The sequence below is a fragment of the Collimonas rhizosphaerae genome (assembly GCF_038896935.1).
GTDB lineage: Bacteria > Pseudomonadota > Gammaproteobacteria > Burkholderiales > Burkholderiaceae_D > Collimonas > Collimonas rhizosphaerae.
In genome coordinates this window covers 244,756-261,295 of the sequence record NZ_JBANDC010000001.1, presented here as the reverse complement: position 1 = coordinate 261,295, position 16,540 = coordinate 244,756, and the positions used below count along the sequence as shown (strand labels likewise).

The 16,540-nt window shown below is 62.2% G+C and carries 15 protein-coding genes; 10 read left to right on the top strand and 5 right to left on the bottom strand.

Translation table 11 applies throughout. The features are described from left to right. The first annotated feature begins 70 nt into the window (after positions 1–70). The 4 genes from V8G57_RS01245 to eutC all read left to right on the top strand — a co-directional run bounded on the left by V8G57_RS01245 (position 71) and on the right by eutC (position 4,324). Positions 71–469: a DUF779 domain-containing protein gene (locus V8G57_RS01245; protein ID WP_342827854.1), complete on the top strand. Its 399-nt coding sequence runs from the start codon at positions 71–73 to the stop codon at positions 467–469. Positions 470–665: 196 nt separating this feature from the next. Next, positions 666–2,057, top strand: coding sequence for an ethanolamine permease (gene eat, locus V8G57_RS01240; RefSeq protein WP_342827853.1), 1,392 nt, complete (start codon positions 666–668; stop codon positions 2,055–2,057). A gap of 47 nt (positions 2,058–2,104) precedes the next feature. Beyond that, complete coding sequence (locus V8G57_RS01235; protein ID WP_092391960.1) at positions 2,105–3,508, top strand: ethanolamine ammonia-lyase subunit EutB; 1,404 nt, start codon at positions 2,105–2,107, stop codon at positions 3,506–3,508. Positions 3,509–3,517: 9 nt separating this feature from the next. Further along, the gene (gene eutC, locus V8G57_RS01230; protein ID WP_092391958.1) at positions 3,518–4,324 is read left to right on the top strand and encodes an ethanolamine ammonia-lyase subunit EutC; all 807 of its coding nucleotides are present in this window, start codon (positions 3,518–3,520) and stop codon (positions 4,322–4,324) included. Positions 4,325–4,355: 31 nt separating this feature from the next. Here eutC and V8G57_RS01225 read toward each other — a convergent pair whose 3' ends face one another. Further along, a complete protein-coding gene (locus V8G57_RS01225; RefSeq protein WP_342827852.1) occupies positions 4,356–5,354 on the bottom strand; it encodes an aldo/keto reductase in 999 nt (332 codons plus the stop codon). A gap of 127 nt (positions 5,355–5,481) precedes the next feature. Then, entirely contained in the window at positions 5,482–6,291 is an 810-nt protein-coding gene (dkgB, locus tag V8G57_RS01220) for a 2,5-didehydrogluconate reductase DkgB (protein ID WP_342827851.1), read from the bottom strand. A 435-nt stretch (positions 6,292–6,726) separates the two neighbouring features. Here dkgB and V8G57_RS01215 point away from each other — a divergent pair, with 435 nt between their 5' ends. The 5 genes from V8G57_RS01215 (at position 6,727) to V8G57_RS01195 (ending at position 11,994) form a co-directional block, all read left to right on the top strand. Next, a complete protein-coding gene (locus tag V8G57_RS01215; protein WP_342828052.1) occupies positions 6,727–8,952 on the top strand; it encodes a TonB-dependent receptor in 2,226 nt (741 codons plus the stop codon). Positions 8,953–8,964: 12 nt separating this feature from the next. Then, entirely contained in the window at positions 8,965–9,651 is a 687-nt protein-coding gene (locus tag V8G57_RS01210) for a Fe2+-dependent dioxygenase (protein ID WP_092391952.1), read from the top strand. Positions 9,652–9,803: 152 nt separating this feature from the next. Further along, complete coding sequence (locus V8G57_RS01205; RefSeq protein WP_342827850.1) at positions 9,804–10,433, top strand: 2OG-Fe(II) oxygenase; 630 nt, start codon at positions 9,804–9,806, stop codon at positions 10,431–10,433. 176 nt (positions 10,434–10,609) lie between these two features. Next, on the top strand, positions 10,610–11,380 hold the full coding sequence (locus tag V8G57_RS01200) for a slipin family protein (RefSeq protein ID WP_342827849.1): 771 nt from the start codon (positions 10,610–10,612) through the stop codon (positions 11,378–11,380). A 119-nt stretch (positions 11,381–11,499) separates the two neighbouring features. Further along, positions 11,500–11,994, top strand: a complete 495-nt coding sequence (locus V8G57_RS01195; RefSeq protein ID WP_144736065.1) for a DinB family protein — start codon at positions 11,500–11,502, stop codon at positions 11,992–11,994. 21 nt (positions 11,995–12,015) lie between these two features. On the opposite strand, the gene V8G57_RS01190 is transcribed toward V8G57_RS01195, so the two are convergent. From V8G57_RS01190 to V8G57_RS01180, 3 genes are all read right to left on the bottom strand, one after another. After that, positions 12,016–13,422, bottom strand: coding sequence for an HdeD family acid-resistance protein (locus V8G57_RS01190; protein ID WP_342827848.1), 1,407 nt, complete (start codon positions 13,420–13,422; stop codon positions 12,016–12,018). Between the two features lie 22 nt (positions 13,423–13,444). After that, positions 13,445–14,326 (bottom strand): alpha/beta fold hydrolase, encoded by an 882-nt coding sequence (locus V8G57_RS01185; protein WP_342827847.1) that lies wholly within the window; start codon positions 14,324–14,326, stop codon positions 13,445–13,447. A 126-nt stretch (positions 14,327–14,452) separates the two neighbouring features. Beyond that, the gene (locus tag V8G57_RS01180) at positions 14,453–14,665 is read right to left on the bottom strand and encodes a hypothetical protein (protein ID WP_139219954.1); all 213 of its coding nucleotides are present in this window, start codon (positions 14,663–14,665) and stop codon (positions 14,453–14,455) included. Between V8G57_RS01180 and V8G57_RS01175 the strand changes: the two genes are divergently transcribed. Then, positions 14,664–16,388: a CocE/NonD family hydrolase gene (locus V8G57_RS01175; RefSeq protein WP_342827846.1), complete on the top strand. Its 1,725-nt coding sequence runs from the start codon at positions 14,664–14,666 to the stop codon at positions 16,386–16,388. The two genes, V8G57_RS01180 and V8G57_RS01175, sit on opposite strands and share 2 nt — an antisense overlap. Positions 16,389–16,540: the final 152 nt, after the last annotated feature.

The window sequence follows — 16,540 nt, the reverse complement described above, 5'->3', positions numbered from 1 at the left end:
CGGCTCCTGCCCCATCTGCACCGGGGCAGGAGCCGGCATTCCGCTATCCCTTCACCAGCGACCACACATCATGCCCGCCATCCCCGCCCGCGTCAGCGCCACCGGCGCCGCACTGGAATTCCTGCAGCAGCTCAGGCAAAAGCACGGCCCGCTCATGTTCTTTCAATCCGGCGGCTGCTGCGACGGCAGCTCGCCCATGTGCTACGCCATCGGCGATTTCCAGGTCGGCGATGCCGATGTCTATCTGGGCGACCTGGACGGCGCACCGTTTTATATCGGCGCCGACCAGTTCGAATACTGGAAACACACCCAGCTGATCATTGATGTAGTGGCAGGCAACGGCGGCATGTTTTCTGTCGATAACGGCAGCGGCAGGCGCTTCCTGAGCCGTTCCCGCCTGTTCAGCGACGATGAGTATGCGCTGCTGGCCGAGGTCCCGCTATTGTTGGGCAGACAAGCCGCTAAATGATTGTGCACCACAAAGGCACGCATTTTGCTTTTGTTTTGCCCTTGCCTGCCTTCAAGACCAGGCCGCAATCGCTGCCTGCCGACCCGGCAACAGAGATGCACCGCTTTCGCCTGCAAGCTGTCCAAAGTAGCGCAGCGGAACGCGGAGCGGCGCATTTCCTTTCGATTTACGTGCACCTATCCCGTGGAGAAGCCTCATGAATGCAAAAACCGGCTCAGGCGCCAGCGCAGCCCCCGCCTTGAAACAGACCCTGGGCACGATACAGCTTTGGGGGATCGCCGTCGGCCTGGTGATTTCGGGCGAATATTTCGGCTGGAGTTATGGCTGGGCTTCGGCCGGCACGCTGGGCTTTACCGTGACGGCGCTGTTTATCGCCGCCATGTACACCGCGTTCATCTTCAGCTTCACCGAACTGACCACTTCCATCCCGCATGCCGGCGGGCCGTTCGCCTACAGCAAGAAAGCCTTCGGACCGTTGGGCGGCTACTTTGCCGGCGCCGCCACCCTGATCGAATTCGTGTTTGCGCCGCCGGCGATTGCGCTGGCGATCGGCGCCTATCTCAACGTGCAGTTCCCGTCGCTCGACCCCAAGACCGCCGCGGTCGGCGCCTATGTGGTGTTCATGGCGCTCAATATCGTCGGCGTGCAGATTGCCGCCATGTTTGAGCTGTGCGTGACCCTGCTGGCGATTTTCGAACTGCTGGTGTTCATGGGCGTGGTCTCGCCAGGATTTTCGGTGGCGCATTTCGTCAAGGGCGGCTGGTCCGGCCAGGACAGTTTCAGCCTGGCCGCCATTCCCGGCATGTTTGCCGCGATCCCGTTCGCCATCTGGTTTTTCCTGGCGATCGAAGGCGTGGCGATGGCGGCCGAAGAAGCCAAGGATCCGAAGCGTTCGATCCCGATCGCCTACATCACCGGCATCATCACCCTGGTGCTGCTGGCCATCGGCGTCATGGTGTTTGCCGGCGGCGCCGGCGACTGGACCAAGCTGGCCAACATCAACGATCCGCTGCCGCAGGCGATGAAACTGATCGTCGGCGAACACAGCAGCTGGCTGCACATGCTGGTCTGGCTCGGCCTGTTCGGCCTGATCGCCTCCTTCCACGGCATCATCCTCGGTTATTCGCGGCAGATTTTCGCGCTGGCCCGGGATGGCTACCTGCCCGGCTATTTCGCCAAGATCCATCCGCGCTTCAAGACCCCGCACCGGGCGATCCTGGCCGGCGGCGTGATCGGCATCGCCGCCATCTACAGCGACGAACTGATCAAGCTCGGCGGCCAGACCCTGACCGCCAACATCGTCACCATGTCGGTGTTCGGCGCCATCACCATGTACATCATCAGCATGCTGAGCCTGTTCCGCCTGCGCCGCAGCGCGCCCGACATGGCGCGGCCGTTCCGCGCGCCGCTGTATCCATGGTTCCCGGCGTTTGCGCTGGTCGGCGCCTGCGTCTGCATGGCCACCATGATTTATTACAATGCGCTGATCTTCGGCATCTTCGCTGCCTTCCTGGCTTTTGGCTATGCGGTGTTCCTGATGACGAAAAACAGCCGCAGCACCGAGCAAAGCGCCTATGATATTGCGTAAGGGCTGCGTAAAAAGCAGTGCGGCCATCTGCCTGGAGGACGCTGTCAGTGAATAACCGAACGCATCAGTTCAGCCATATCGTCGGGGCCAGGACCTATCTGTTCCGCGACCTGAAAGACTTGATGGCCAAGGCTACTCCGCCCCGCTCCGGCGACTACCTGGCGGGGCTGGCCGCCGGCAGCGCGGAGGAAAGGGTAGCGGCCCAGATGAAGCTGGCCGAGCTGCCGCTGTCGACCTTCCTGAACGACTTGCTGGTGCCGTATGAACAGGATGAAATCAGCCGCCTGATCATCGACCGCCATGACGCCGCCGCCTTTGCCGCCATCAGGCATTTGACGGTGGGCGATTTCCGCAACTGGCTGCTGAGCGACCAGGTCGACGACATCGTGCTGGCCGCGGCGGCGCCCGGCATCACCCCTGAAATGGCGGCCGCGGTATCCAAGATCATGCGTGTGCAAGACCTGATCCTGGTCGGGAAAAAATGCCGGGTGGTGACGCGCTTCCGCAACACCATCGGCCTGCCGCACAGCCTGTCGACCCGCCTGCAGCCGAACCATCCGACCGACGACGCCACCGGCATCGCCGCCAGCATCCTCGACGGCCTGCTGTACGGCAGCGGCGACGCGGTCATCGGCATCAATCCTGCTACCGACAATGTGCCGCAGGTAATCAAGATCGTCGGCATGCTCAACGACATCATCGACCGCTACCAGATACCTACCCAGTCCTGCGTGCTGACCCACGTCACCAACACCATAGAGGCGATCAACCGCGGCGCCCCGGTGGACCTGGTGTTCCAGTCGATTGCCGGCACCGAAGCCGCCAACCAGAGTTTCGGCATCAGCCTCAAGCTGCTGGCCGAAGCGCATGACGCGGCGCTGTCGCTGCAGCGCGGCACCGTCGGCAACAACGTCATGTATTTCGAGACCGGCCAGGGCAGCGCGCTGTCGGCCAATGCCCATCACGGCGTCGACCAGCAGACCTGCGAAGCGCGCGCCTATGCCGTGGCGCGCGAGTTCAAGCCGCTGCTGGTCAATTCCGTGGTCGGCTTCATCGGCCCCGAATACCTGTACGACGGCAAGCAGATCATCCGCGCCGGCCTGGAAGACCATTTCTGCGCCAAACTGCTCGGCCTGCCGATGGGCTGCGATGTCTGCTACACCAACCATGCCGAAGCCGACCAGAACGACATGGACATCCTGCTGACCTTGCTCGGCGCCGCCGGCTGCACCTTCGTCATGGGCATCCCGGGGTCGGACGACATCATGCTTAATTACCAGACCACCTCTTTCCATGACGCGCTCTATGCGCGGCGCGTGCTTGGGCTGAAACCGGCGCCGGAATTCGAGGCATGGTTGAAAACCATGAAAATCTTTACTGAAGACAGCCAGGTCAAACTGGGCGACGAACTGCCGCCGGCGTTCCAGCACGCCCTGCTGCGTTTGTCCTGAGGCATGCACATGAGCGATTCGAATCCTACTGTAGTAGACAATCCCTGGCAGGCCCTGCGGCAATTCACCGCGGCCCGGATCGCCCTGGGCCGCAGCGGCGTCAGCCTGCCCACTTCGGCGCAGCTGGAGTTCCAGCTGGCCCATGCGCGGGCGCGCGATGCCGTGCACCTGGCGCTCGATACCCAGGCGCTGAGGCAAGCCTTGAACAACAGCGGCGACATCTGCATCACCCTGTCCAGCGCCGCAGAAACGCGCGACATCTATCTGCAGCGCCCGGACCTGGGGCGCCGCCTCGACGCCGCCTCGCGCAGTGCGCTGACTGACCAGCCGCACAGCGCCTCGCGCCGTTACGACCTGGCCATCGTCATCGCCGACGGCCTGTCCGCACTGGCCATCGAACAAAACGCCCTGCCTTTCCTCAGCGCCCTCAAGCAAAGGCTGGAGCCGGAACACTGGACGCTGGCGCCGCTGGCCATCGTGCGCCAGGGACGGGTCGCCATCGGCGACGAGGTGGGCCAGCTGCTGGGTGCAAAAATGGTAGTGGTGCTGATCGGTGAACGCCCCGGCCTGAGTTCGCCGGACAGCATGGGCCTGTACCTGACCTGGGCGCCGCGCGTCGGCCTGACCGATGAAAGCCGCAATTGCATTTCCAACGTCAGGCCGGCCGGCTTGTCTTATGCGGAAGCGGCCTACAAGTTGCACTACCTGCTGGCGCAAGCGCGCCAGCGCCAATTGTCCGGCGTGCAATTGAAAGACGAAACCGCAAGCGAGCACGGCAAACTGCAACAGCCCGAACGCAATTTCCTGCTGGAATAGCGCCGGGCCGCCGGATCTTCCTGATTGAAAATCAGATGCCTGGCAGCGGCGCATTGGCTGCAACCAGCCCTTGCTCGCGCAGCGCCAGCCAGAATTCGGCAGGAACGGGCGCTGCCGCCAGCGCCAGGTTTTCCGCGATGCGTTCGGGACGGCTGGCGCCAGGAATCACCGCCGCCACCGCCGGATGGGCTAGCGAGAATTGCAGGGCCGCGGCCTTGATGTCGACCTTGTATTGCGCGGCGATAGCCTGCAGATGCCGGACTCGCTTGATCATTTCCGGCGTCGCCTTTTGATACTCAAAGTGCTCGCCGCCGGCCAGGATGCCGGAGTTGTACGGTCCGCCGACGACAATCCCGGCCCCGCGCTGTGTGCAGGCAGGCATCAGCTGCTCCAGCGCATGCTGGTGGTCAAGCAAGGTATAGCGGCCGGCCAGCAGGAAACCGTCGGGATCGGCCTGCTGCAAGGTCAGCATGCAAGGTTCAACCTTGTTCACGCCCAGGCCCCAGCCCCTGATCACGCCTTCTTCGCGCAAACGCGTCAGCGCCTTGGCCGCGCCGTTCATGGCGATGCCAAATACTTCAAGCCAGTTCTCGCCATGGAAATCCTGGGCGATGTCGTGGATCCACACATAGTCGATGCGGTCGGTGCGCAAGCGCTTCAGGCTGTCTTCGATGGAGCGCAGGGTGCCGTCGGCGCTGTAATCGTAGACCACCTTGTTTGGCAAGCCGTGCACGAACAGGCCGCCCTTCTCGCCCATGTCGCGCGAGCCGGTGTCTTCGATTTCATCCAGGATCAGGCGGCCGACCTTGGTGCTCAGCGCATATTCCTCACGCGGACGAACAGCCAGCGCCTCGCCCAGGCGCAGTTCGGCCAGGCCGGCGCCGTAAAAAGGCGCAGCGTCGAAATAACGGATGCCGTTCTGCCACGCCGCTTCTACCGTATCCAGCGCTTCCTGCGCCGGGATATCGCGGAACATGTTGCCTAAAGGAGCGGTGCCGAATCCGACTTTGCCGGGTAAATTGATACGCATGATATTTCCTTCGTAGATTAAACAGTTGCGGCTTTGGCGGCCTGCTTCGCCGCCAGCTGATCGATCAAGCCATTGCGCCGGCACTGAAACCGCCGGCGCCCAATGCAGACAGGGCAGATGACATGATTCAATCCCAGGCAGGAGCCAAGCCTTCCGGATTGGCCAGGCGTTCATTGCGTTCCAGCGTGGCGATCTGCGCCATGTCGTCCGCCGACAGCACGATGCCTTGCAGCTTCAGGTTGTGTTCCAGGTTGGCGCGCTTGGTCGACGACGGGATCACGGCAAAACCCTGCTGCAAAGCCCAGGCCAGCGCGATCTGCGCCGGATTGACCCGGTGCCGCTCGGCGATGCGGACAATCACCGGTTCCTGCATCACCTTGCCATACGCCAGCGGCATGTAAGCCGTGACATGGATGCCCTGGCTGCGGGCAAATCCAGCCACCTTGCGGTTTTGCAGGAACGGATGGATCTCGACCTGCTGGGTCGCGATCTCGGCGGCGCCGACGGCTGCAATGGCCTGCGCCAGCTGGGCATTGGTGAAATTGGAAACGCCGGTCAGCCTGGTCAGGCCCGCCGCCTTGGCTTCGGCCAGGGCCGCCATGTAGTCCGCGACCGGGATCGCATCCTTCGGCGACGGCCAGTGGATCAAGGTCAGGTCCAGCTGCTCCAGGCGCAGCTTGCGCAGGCTTTCCTTCAGGCTCGGGATCAGCTTGCCGGGCGCCAGGTTGTCGATCCAGATCTTGGTGGTGACGAACAGTTCGTCGCGGGCGATGCCGCTGGCGGCGATCGCCTGGCCGACTTCGGCCTCGTTGCCGTAGATCTGCGCGGTATCGATATGGCGATAACCGACTTCGATGCCGGTGCGGACCGAGTCGATCACCACCTGGCCTTGCAGACGGAAAGTGCCGAGGCCGATGTTGGGGATGCTGGTAGTCATGGAATTCCTTTGAAAGAGACAGTGCGAGTCGGCTGGTATGACGCGGGCATAACGGCCGACATTTACGCCGGTTAGCGAAAGACGTACTGTGCACGCATTTTTTATTGCGAAAAATACATATATGCTCAAATGATATTTGATCTCACATCAATAATTGGCGCCTTGATATATCCCTTAAAAGAACAATGGAAGAGCCGGAAAACTGTTGCTATAAAGTGCTTCTTACAATTCCCGACTATTAATTTACGTTAGGACTCATTTATAATTGCGTCGCCAATTAACTCTAAATAAGAATCGATTACATAATCACTCTCATTTGCAGTACCTGATTTGTAATATTTGCAATACCTGACAGCCAGCAAAACGGGGATAGCCGTATTAGCCAGCCAAAATTTCTGCTTCTTTCCTGAAGCCAAACCTTTGATAACTAAAACAATGATCCGCCTTAACCCGATTGCCGCTGCCCTGGTCGCAGTGTTCGCCGCTCCCCTGCCCTTGTACGCACAACAAACCCCCGCCCCGAAACCAGAGACCAGCTTGCAGGAAGTGGTGGTAGCAGGCAGCCGCGGCGATTTCAACGCCAACGCGACTTCCCTCACGAAATTGGCGGCCGACCTGCATGACGTGCCGCAATCGGTGGTAGTGGTGAACAAGGCGCTGATGCAGTCGCAAGGCGCGACTTCGCTGGCCGACGCCCTGCGCAACGTGGCAGGCATCACCCTGGGCGGCGCCGAAGGCGGCCAGATCGGCAACAATATCAACCTGAACGGCTTTTCCGCGCGCACCGACATCTACCTGGACGGCTTCCGCGATCGCGGCCAGTATTATCGCGACACTTTCGCCATCGACCAGGTCGAAGTGCTGATGGGCCCGTCGTCGATGCTGTTCGGCCGCGGCTCCACCGGCGGCGTGATCAACCAGGTGACAAAAAAAGCCAATCTGCACGCCTCCACTGAAGTCTCGGCGTCGGCCACCACCAACGGCCTGGTCCGCACCACCGCCGACTACAACCACCCGCTGTCGGATACGTCGGCGTTCCGCCTCTCTGCAATGGCGCAAAACGGCAAGGCCACCACGCGCGACCAGACCGATGTCCAGGATTTCGGCCTGGCCGGTTCTTACGTGTTCGGCATCGGCACCCCGACCGAAATCACCCTGTCGGCCCTGGTCCAGCACAACCACGACATGCCCGACTACGGCCTGCCGCCGCTCAACGGGCATCCGGCGCCGGTCGACCGCAATACCGCCTACGGCCTCAACAGCGACCATACCAACCAGGACGTGGCGTCGCTGAACGCCACCGTGCGCCACAAGATCACGCCCGACATCGTGCTGCGCAACCAGACGCAATTCAATTACGTACGCACCAGCGCGGTCGAAACCGCGCCGAACACCGTCGGCACGGTTTCCGCCGCCGGCTTTACGGCGCTGACGCCGTCGGCAGTCAGCGCGCTGCCCCTGAGCAGCCTGTATGTCCGCGGCCAGAGCCATGACCGCGACATTCGCGACTATTCGATTTTCAACCAGACCGAACTGTCGGCCAAACTCAGCACCGGCAGCATCAAGCATGAGCTGCTGGCCGGCTTCGAGCTCGGCCATGACGGCTACGACAACCAGGGCTACTACCGCAACGGCAGCTGCAACGGCAAGGCCTTGAATCCGACCTCGACGGTCGCCGGTTATAACGACTGCGTACCGCTGGTCAATCCAGGCTACAGCGCAGCCGGCAGCAGTGTCGCCAGCCAGGCCGGCAACCGCGCCGGCGGCTCCGCCAACACGATCGCCGCCTATCTCAACGACACCGTGACGCTCAACGACCAGTTCAAGCTGGTCGGCGGCCTGCGCTTCGACCGCTACATCGCCAGCATCACCAATTCGCTGAACGCGACCAATGCCCCGGCCGCCGCCAAGAACACCACCCTCGCCTCGGCCCAGCAGACCGTCAACTTCACCAGCGTGCGCCTGGGCGGGATCTGGCAGCCAAGCGCCGAGCAGTCCTACTACCTGTCCTACGGCACCTCGTTCAACCCGTCGCTGGAACAGCTGACCGGCACCAGCGGCCAGCAAAACCTCGACCCGGAAAAGAACCGTTCCTACGAACTGGGCGGCAAATGGGACCTGGCCAACGGCAGGCTGTCGCTCAACTCGGCCATCTTCCAGATCAAGAAGGAAAACGCACGCAGCCAGATCAGCACCGGCGTGTATGAGCTGGACGGCACGGTCAGGGTCAACGGCGCCCGCGCCGGCGCGGTCGGCAACATCACCAAGGACTGGCAAGTCGCGCTCGGCTATACCTACCTGAACGCCAAGGTAATCCAGTCTTCCGCGCTCGACGGCACGCTGGGCAAGATCCCGGTCAACACACCGAAGAATACGCTGACCACCTGGTCTACCTACAAGGTCGCGCCGCACTGGGAAATCGGCGGCGGCGCCACTTACATGTCGGAACGCTACGCCAACCCCACCAACACCGTGCAGGTCGGCGGCTATACGCGCTGGGACGCAACGGTGGCGTATACGCAACCGAAATACGATATCCGCCTGAATCTGTTCAACCTGGCCAACAAGATGTATTACGATGCGCTGATCCAGTCCGACGGCGGCCGTTCGGTGCCAGGCAGCGGCCGCACCGCCATGCTGTCGCTCAACTATCGCATGTAAGAGAAGAAGCCTATGCTGATCGCCATTCCCAAGGTACTCGACGCCCGCCAGCTGGACGCGGTGCGCCAGCTGCTGGACCAGGCCGGCGCGGCATGGATCGATGGCCGCGTCACGGCCGGCTACCAGGGAGCGGCGGTCAAGTTCAACCAGCAGATCGACGAACGTTCCGAAGTGGCGCTGCAATGCCAGCAGATCATCCTGGAGGCATTGGAGCGCCACCCGCGCTTTATCAGCGCGGCGCTGCCGAATACTGTTTACCCGCCGATGTTCAACCGCTACGGCGAGGGCATGGCCTTCGGCGCCCACGTCGACGGCAGCGTGCGGATCCATCCGCATGACGGCCGCAAGCTGCGCACCGATATCTCCGCCACCCTGTTCCTGTCGGACCCGGCGTCGTATGACGGCGGCGAGCTGCAGATTGAAGACAGCTACGGCATGCACTCGGTCAAACTGGCGGCCGGCGACATGGTGGTTTATCCGGCCACCAGCCTGCATCAGGTCACCCCGATCACGCGCGGCGTGCGCAGCGCCTGTTTCTTCTGGGTGCAAAGCCTGGTGCGCGACGATGCCCAGCGCAGCCTGCTGTTCGACATGGACAACGCCATCCAGAAACTGAACCAGACCAACGCCGACGAACAGGCGCGCCGCACCTTGATCGGCTGCTACCACAACCTAATGCGGCAATGGAGCGAGACCTGAGGACCGGTCTCCGCGGCGCCCGCCGCGGTGTTATGATGGATCGGTTAGCCCCGCAATCCGCTGGTCTGGATTCGTTTGGCGGCATCGTTGAAACAGCGCTCCTGGAATATTGACGATCTGCAGTTAAAGCATGTTTCCCAAGAGTGGTAGCGATGCAGTCCCCTGCCTTCCCCGAGCATTCCAACGCGGCGCTGCCGCCGCACATGGCCGATGGCCTGGCCGAACACGGCTGGTCGCAGCACAATGTTTTCCTGTCGCCCGAGCTGACGCTGGAACTGGCCGCGGAATGCCGCGTGCTGGCAGACAGCGGCGCATTGAATCCGGCCGGCATAGGCAAAGGCGCGGCGCAATTGCTGCGCGCGGACATCCGCGGCGATCGTATCCTCTGGCTGCAAGCGGGACAGTCGCCGGCGTGCGACCGCTATCTGCAGATCATGGAAAACTTGCGCGTGACGCTAAACCGCGAGCTCTACCTGGGGCTGGACGAATACGAAAGCCATTTCGCGTTTTACGCGCCGGGCGCCGGCTACCAGGCCCACCTGGACCGCTTTCGCGACGACGATTGCCGCACCGTATCGGTGGTCATTTACCTCAACCAGGACTGGCTGCCGGAACAAGGCGGCGCCCTGCGCCTGCATCCGCTGGGAAAATGCACCGAAGACATTGCACCGCTGGGCAGCCGCCTGGTGCTGTTCCTGTCGGCCGACATGCTGCATGAGGTATTGCCCGCAACGCGCGACCGCATGTCGCTTGCGGGCTGGTTCAGGCGGCGCCCGGCCTGAGGCCGGTTTGTTATGAAATGAGAAAGCCCGGCCCATGGCGGCTGCCGGCGATTCATGAGCGTGGAGATGTTTAAGTGGCGTGCGGTGACCTATACTGCAAGCATGGCCTGTCGGCGCGGCCCCGCGGTGACGCGGCAGCCGGAGCAGGCCATCCTCGACAAGGAAGGAGGCACAAAATGCCCTGGAATTTCGCCTGGTTCGGACTAGCCGCAATCATCTTCGTCCTGCTCATCCTGCTCAACGCGGCAATTTACATTTTCCGGGAATACGAACGTTGCGTAGTGTTCACCCTCGGACGCTTTTCCGGCGTCAGGGGCCCGGGACTGGTGCTGCTGGTTCCTGCAATCCAGCAGCTGGTCCGGGTCGACCTGCGCACCGTCGTGCTGGAGGTGCCGACACAAGACGTCATCTCGCGCGACAACGTCTCGGTGCGGGTAAACGCCGTGGTGTATTTCCGCGTCGTCGATCCGAAAAAGGCCATCGTCGAAGTCGCCAACTTTTTCAACGCCACCAGCCAGCTGTCGCAAACCATGCTGCGCTCGGTGCTGGGCAAACATCAGCTGGACGACATGCTGGCCGAACGCGAAAAACTGAACCTCGCCATCCAGCAGGCGCTCGACGCGCAAACCGACTCCTGGGGCATCAAGGTATCCAATGTCGAGATCAAGCAGGTCGACCTGACCGAATCGATGATACGCGCCATCGCCCGCCAGGCCGAGGCAGAACGCGAACGGCGCGCCAAGGTGATCCATGCAGAGGGCGAGCTGCAGGCTTCCGAGAAACTCTACCAGGCGGCCCATGTCCTGGCGCAAGAGCCGCAGGCAATCCTGCTGCGTTACCTGGAAACGCTGACGGTGATCGGCGCCGACAAGAACACCACGGTGGTATTCCCGCTGCCGATGGACCTGCTGTCGTCGTTCCTGGGCGACAAAAGAAAGATCCCGTAGCCGGGACCGGACATGCGGGCCGCACAGCGGCATGGCAAAAAACAGCGGCGCCGCAACGCATTTTTGGCGCTGCCATATAATTGCCTGTCCGAAAACCCATACCTCCCGGCACACCAGCAATGCACCCTATCACGATCGCCGCCCTCGCCGCTTTTCCGCCGCAGCTGGAAGCGCACTACGCCGCCATTCCCGCCGAGTTCCGGCACTGGGCGCCAGCGTCCTGGGAAGGCGTGCCAAGCGAACCATTCACCGCCATCGAACAGATCTGCCATGTGCGCGACATCGAAATCGACGGCTATCACTTGCGCTTCCAGCGCACCCTGGATGAAGCCAATCCGCTGCTGGCGTCGATCGACAGCGACATCCTTGCCAGAGAACGCAATTACGCCGCCGCCGATCCGGCTGAAATTTTCATGTCGTTCCGCGCGGCGCGCGCCAAGACGGTTGAACTGCTGTCCGGCCTGGATCAGGAACAGTTCAGGCGCAGCGCCGAATTCGAAGGGTACGGCCGGTTGACGCTGCGCAGCCTGGCGCACTACCTGTGCAGCCACGACCAGCAGCACCTGGCCGGCCTGCAGTGGCTGCTAGGCAAGATAGAGGCAAGCCGGCTGTAGGCAGTAAACCGCGCCAGGTTTTCAGGGAGAGAGGTTTTCTTGATTGCCCGGCATTGGCCTCCTGGCCTTTGCCTGCTCCTGACGCCATGTCCGGCGCGAACGCGACATGGTCCGCACTGCCAGGCGCGCCATCTTCAGCCAGCCGAACGGCCTCGGGTCCGCCAGCATGCTCATGGCGCGCGCATAGTCCAGGGTCAGCCCCGGCGTCCACGCCATGGTTTTGGCGCGCTTGCGGATCTGCGCGGCGACCCACAATTCCGGCGTCAGGAACAACCGTACAAAAGCGCCCCAGCCGTTGCCGCCGCGGATCCTGCCGGCCGCGCCCTCAAGCGCCGCTTCCAGCGCACGCGCAACCGAACTCGAACAATTGCGGTAGGTCAGGTTATAGGTGCTGTCCTGCCTGTAGCTCTCCCAGAAAGCCGCCAGCCGCTGCGCGCTATAGTTCCTGATCCTGACCTTGACGGTGGATTCGCACCATGCGCGCGATTCGGTCGGATAGTCCGGCTGGAACAGTCCCGGCACATCGTTGTCATGCGTCGCCCGCAGCAGGCGCCCGAATTCATCCGGAGACCTGTCGATTTCAACGCCGGGATAGAGGCTGATGTAGACGCCTTCGGGCGTCTCAAGCGCCGCATGGCCGGTTGAAATGACGCCTTCCGAATCAACCGCGGCAATATAACGGTCGATGATCGGCAGCCGCTGCGCCTGCGCCCTTGACGAACCGACCGGCGTCCAGACATGGACGGTCAAGGCTTTTTCGCCGGCAGCGGGCGGCCCGTCCCATTCCCGCGCGGCGTTCTCGGCGGCCTCTCCCGCATACTGCTGGGCCGAGCCGGTCTCCGCCCTCTGCAGCACCGACTCGACCGTCGCCTTGGCCGACAAGCGGCGCACCCGGTACGCCAGCAGCAGCATCTGCCAGCCGCCGAACGCCAGGCCCAGCCCGATGCAGTAAGGCACGGTGCCTACGTAGTGGGTCGGATAAGGCTGGTAGAAAAAGATCGCGATGCCGCACTCGACGATGCCGCCGGCGAACGCCAGCCGCCAGCGCGGATAACGCACCACCGCCGCCGAGATCGATTGCAGCAATCCGTCCGCCAGGAACAGCGTGCCGAAAATCATCGACAGGATGAAATTGCCGTGATGGTGCCCCGCCAGGATCAGCAGCGCGGCGACGATAAACGCCGCGCCTTTGATGTTGCGCAAGATGCGCTGCCCGGCGACCCCGGTCCACGCCACCGCCAACGTCGCGATTCCTTCGGCCAGCAAGAAATAGGCGAAAAAACTGATCGGGAAATACAGTGCATTATCCAGGGCGTCGACAAAAATCACGACCCCGGCGACCGCCCATATCCAGCCGATGATCCGCAATCCGCGCCAGCGGTCGCGCAAGTAATCGACACCCAACAGCAGCAGCACCAGACGCAGCATAAGGCAGCCTTTCAAAAAATGATCAGGGCAGCGCCAATATAGCACCGGCAAAATCCTGCGCAGCTTCTTGCGGCAAGTTGTGTCCGGCAACCGGGATCACCCGGCGCTGGTACGGTCCGCTGAAAAACCTGCCATGCCCTTCCGAACCACCGATCGGGCTGACGCCGTCGCCGCCGCCGTCCAGCGCGATGGCCGGCACGCTGATCTGCGGCTGCGCGGCCAGCAATGATTCGGTGTCCTCGTACGCAGGATCGCCTGGCGCCAGCCCAAACCGGTGGCGATAGGAATGGATGACGACATCGACGAAATCGGGATTATCGAAAGAGGCGGCGCTGCGCCGGTAGGTCTCTTCGTCAAAGCGCCAGTTCGGCGACCAAAGGCGCCACAGCAGTTTGCAAAATGCGTAGCGGTCTTGCGCCAGCCCGGCCCTGCCGCGCTCGCCATGGAAATAATACTGGTACCAGTAGCGCCATTCGTTTTCCGGCGCCTGCGGCGCTGCCGATGCGGCGATATCCTGAATGTTGTAACCGCCCGCCGACACCAGGCCGCGCACGCGCGCCGGCCACAGCGCGGCAACGATGCAGGCGGCACGGCCGCCCCAGTCGTAGCCGGCCAGCACCGCATCGGGGATCGCCAGCGCATCCATCAGCGATAACAGATCGTGGGCGAGCGCGGCCTGCTGGCCGGAGCGCGGCGTATCGGGCGACAGGAAGCGGGTCGGGCCGTAGCCACGCAAATACGGCACGATGACGCGACAGCCGGCCGCTGCCAGCAATGCACTCACTTCATCGTAAGCGTGGATATCGTATGGAAAGCCATGCATCAGGAAAACCGCGCGGCCGCCGGCGTCGCCGCTCTCCTCGTAGGTAACATTAAGAACGCCCGCATCAACCCGTTTTAACATCGCCGTCCTCCGATTCTCTTTCGCTATCGCCAGTGCACATTGATCATTAGTCGCTATCTTCTAATCTTTTCGTTGATGCTGCAACGCGATGCGTGGGTTAATAAAAGACAGAAAAAGAACGATCGTTCACTTATGCATTAACGCACTTTCCACTGCCTCAAACGCCTTGGGAAAACGGCTCGCAAGATAACGATCATTCGCTTTCCGCGCTTTCCCGAAGCAAGCAGTCTTGACTACCGCAGCAATCATCATCCAGCAGTTCCTTGCTTCAAACCTTGCCAGTCCCCCGCCTTGTTTTGGCACAAAACATTCAACCATAAATTCAGGAGAACGTCGCATGCGCATCTCGTCTCTGCTTACCCTGTCCGGAATCATCCTGACGCTAGGGCTGGCTTCCTCCGCCGCCAATGCCGAACTGTGCCGCAGCGCCAGTGCGGCGGAAGCGGCCGGCTACACCACTCCCATGCAATCGCCGGGGATCGTCTCGCCCGTCGACGGCACCTGCTGGATCCCCGCCATGACCATCACCAGTTTCGACGGCACCAAACTGGCGGCCAACCTGTTCCTGCCGAAACGCAGCAGCAGCGACCAGAAATTTCCCGCGATCGTCATGATCGCCAGCTGGGCGGCGCCCGGCCGCGTCGAATATATCGGCCAGCAGCAGAAGCTGGCGCAAGACGGTTATGTCGTGGCGAGCTATACCGCGCGCGGCTTCTACCTGTCCGAAGGCCAGGTAGACGTCGCCGCGCCGGAAGATGCGCGCGATGTCTCGTCGGTGCTCGACTGGCTGCAAGCGAATGCGCCTATCGATATCAACAATGTCGCCGCCAGCGGCATTTCCTACGGCGCCGGACTGTCGCTGATCGCGCTCGGGCAAGACCCGCGCTTCAAGACCGCGGTTGCGCTATCCGGCTGGGCCACCCTGGCGGACCAGCTGTACACGTCCGGTTCGCCCAACCTGACCTGGGCCACAGTGCTCGGCCTGGCCGGCAGCGTCACCGGCCGCCCTGCGCCCGAGGTGAACCAGAACATACTGGCCCTGCTTGACCCCAATACCAGCGCCGCCAGGATTGCCGAAATCACCGCCTGGGCAAAACCGCGCTCGCCATCCACTTATGTCGCCGCCATCAACAAGCGCAACGCGCCTGTGTTCCTCAGCAAGAACTTCCAGGACGACATGTTCACGCCGAACTCTTCGCTGGCAATGTTCGCTGCGCTGACCGGGCCCAAGAAGATACTGCTCAATGCCGGCATCCACGCTTCGGCAGAACTGACCGGCGCCCTGCTGGGCGCTCCCAACTATCCTTACGACCAGGCTCACCGCTGGTTCAACCGCTGGCTGAAAGGCGAGAAAAACGGTGTCGATACCGAACCGCAGGTTTCCATGCAGATCAAGTTCAGCGACCGCCGCGAATCGTTTGCCACCTGGCCCGCTCCTGAACTGAGCAACAAGACTTATTACCTGGCGCCGCGCGGCGCAGTCCGTTTCGATCTCAGCTGCTTCTGCGGCAAAGGCGACAAAGGCTACATCTCTGCCACGCCAAACCAGAACGCCGGCTCCGACCTGATCCAGAACCTGTTCGACACTACCGCCAGCAGCGGCCTGATCCCGATCCTCTCCACCTTGGGCGAAACCGTCAACCTGCCGGTGATCAATTCACTGCTCACGGTCAGCCTCGCTGCCGGCGTCCGCTACGAAGCGCCGGCGCTCAGCGCCACGCAGAAAATCCGCGGCATCCCGAAGCTGAATTTGCGCGCCACGCCGTCGCAGGCGCGCGCCCAGGTGGTGGCCTACCTGTATGACGTGGATGCGATCGGCACCGGGGTCCTGATCACTCATGGCGCCACTACCCTGCACTGGGCAACGCCTGGCCAGACCGTGGATTTCCCGATCGAGTTCTCGGCTACCGCCTATGACGTGCCGGCCGGCCACCACATCGGCGTGGTGCTGGATACCGCCGACAGCCTGTACGCTTCGCCGGTGAACCTGGGCGAACGGTTTGGCGTGCGCTTTGAATTCAGCCCTGGCCAGCAATCGACGCTGGTTTTACCAACGCTGTAATGCCTTGATGACAACTTGCACGGCCTTGCCGTGCAAGTTGCAGATGGCTGGAATCGGCAAATAAATATTTCCATAAAGAAATTTATGTGCTATAGATACAGCTAGCAAACGCAGGTCAAGCGTGGTCCGTACCGGATAACCAGGCAGTGGCA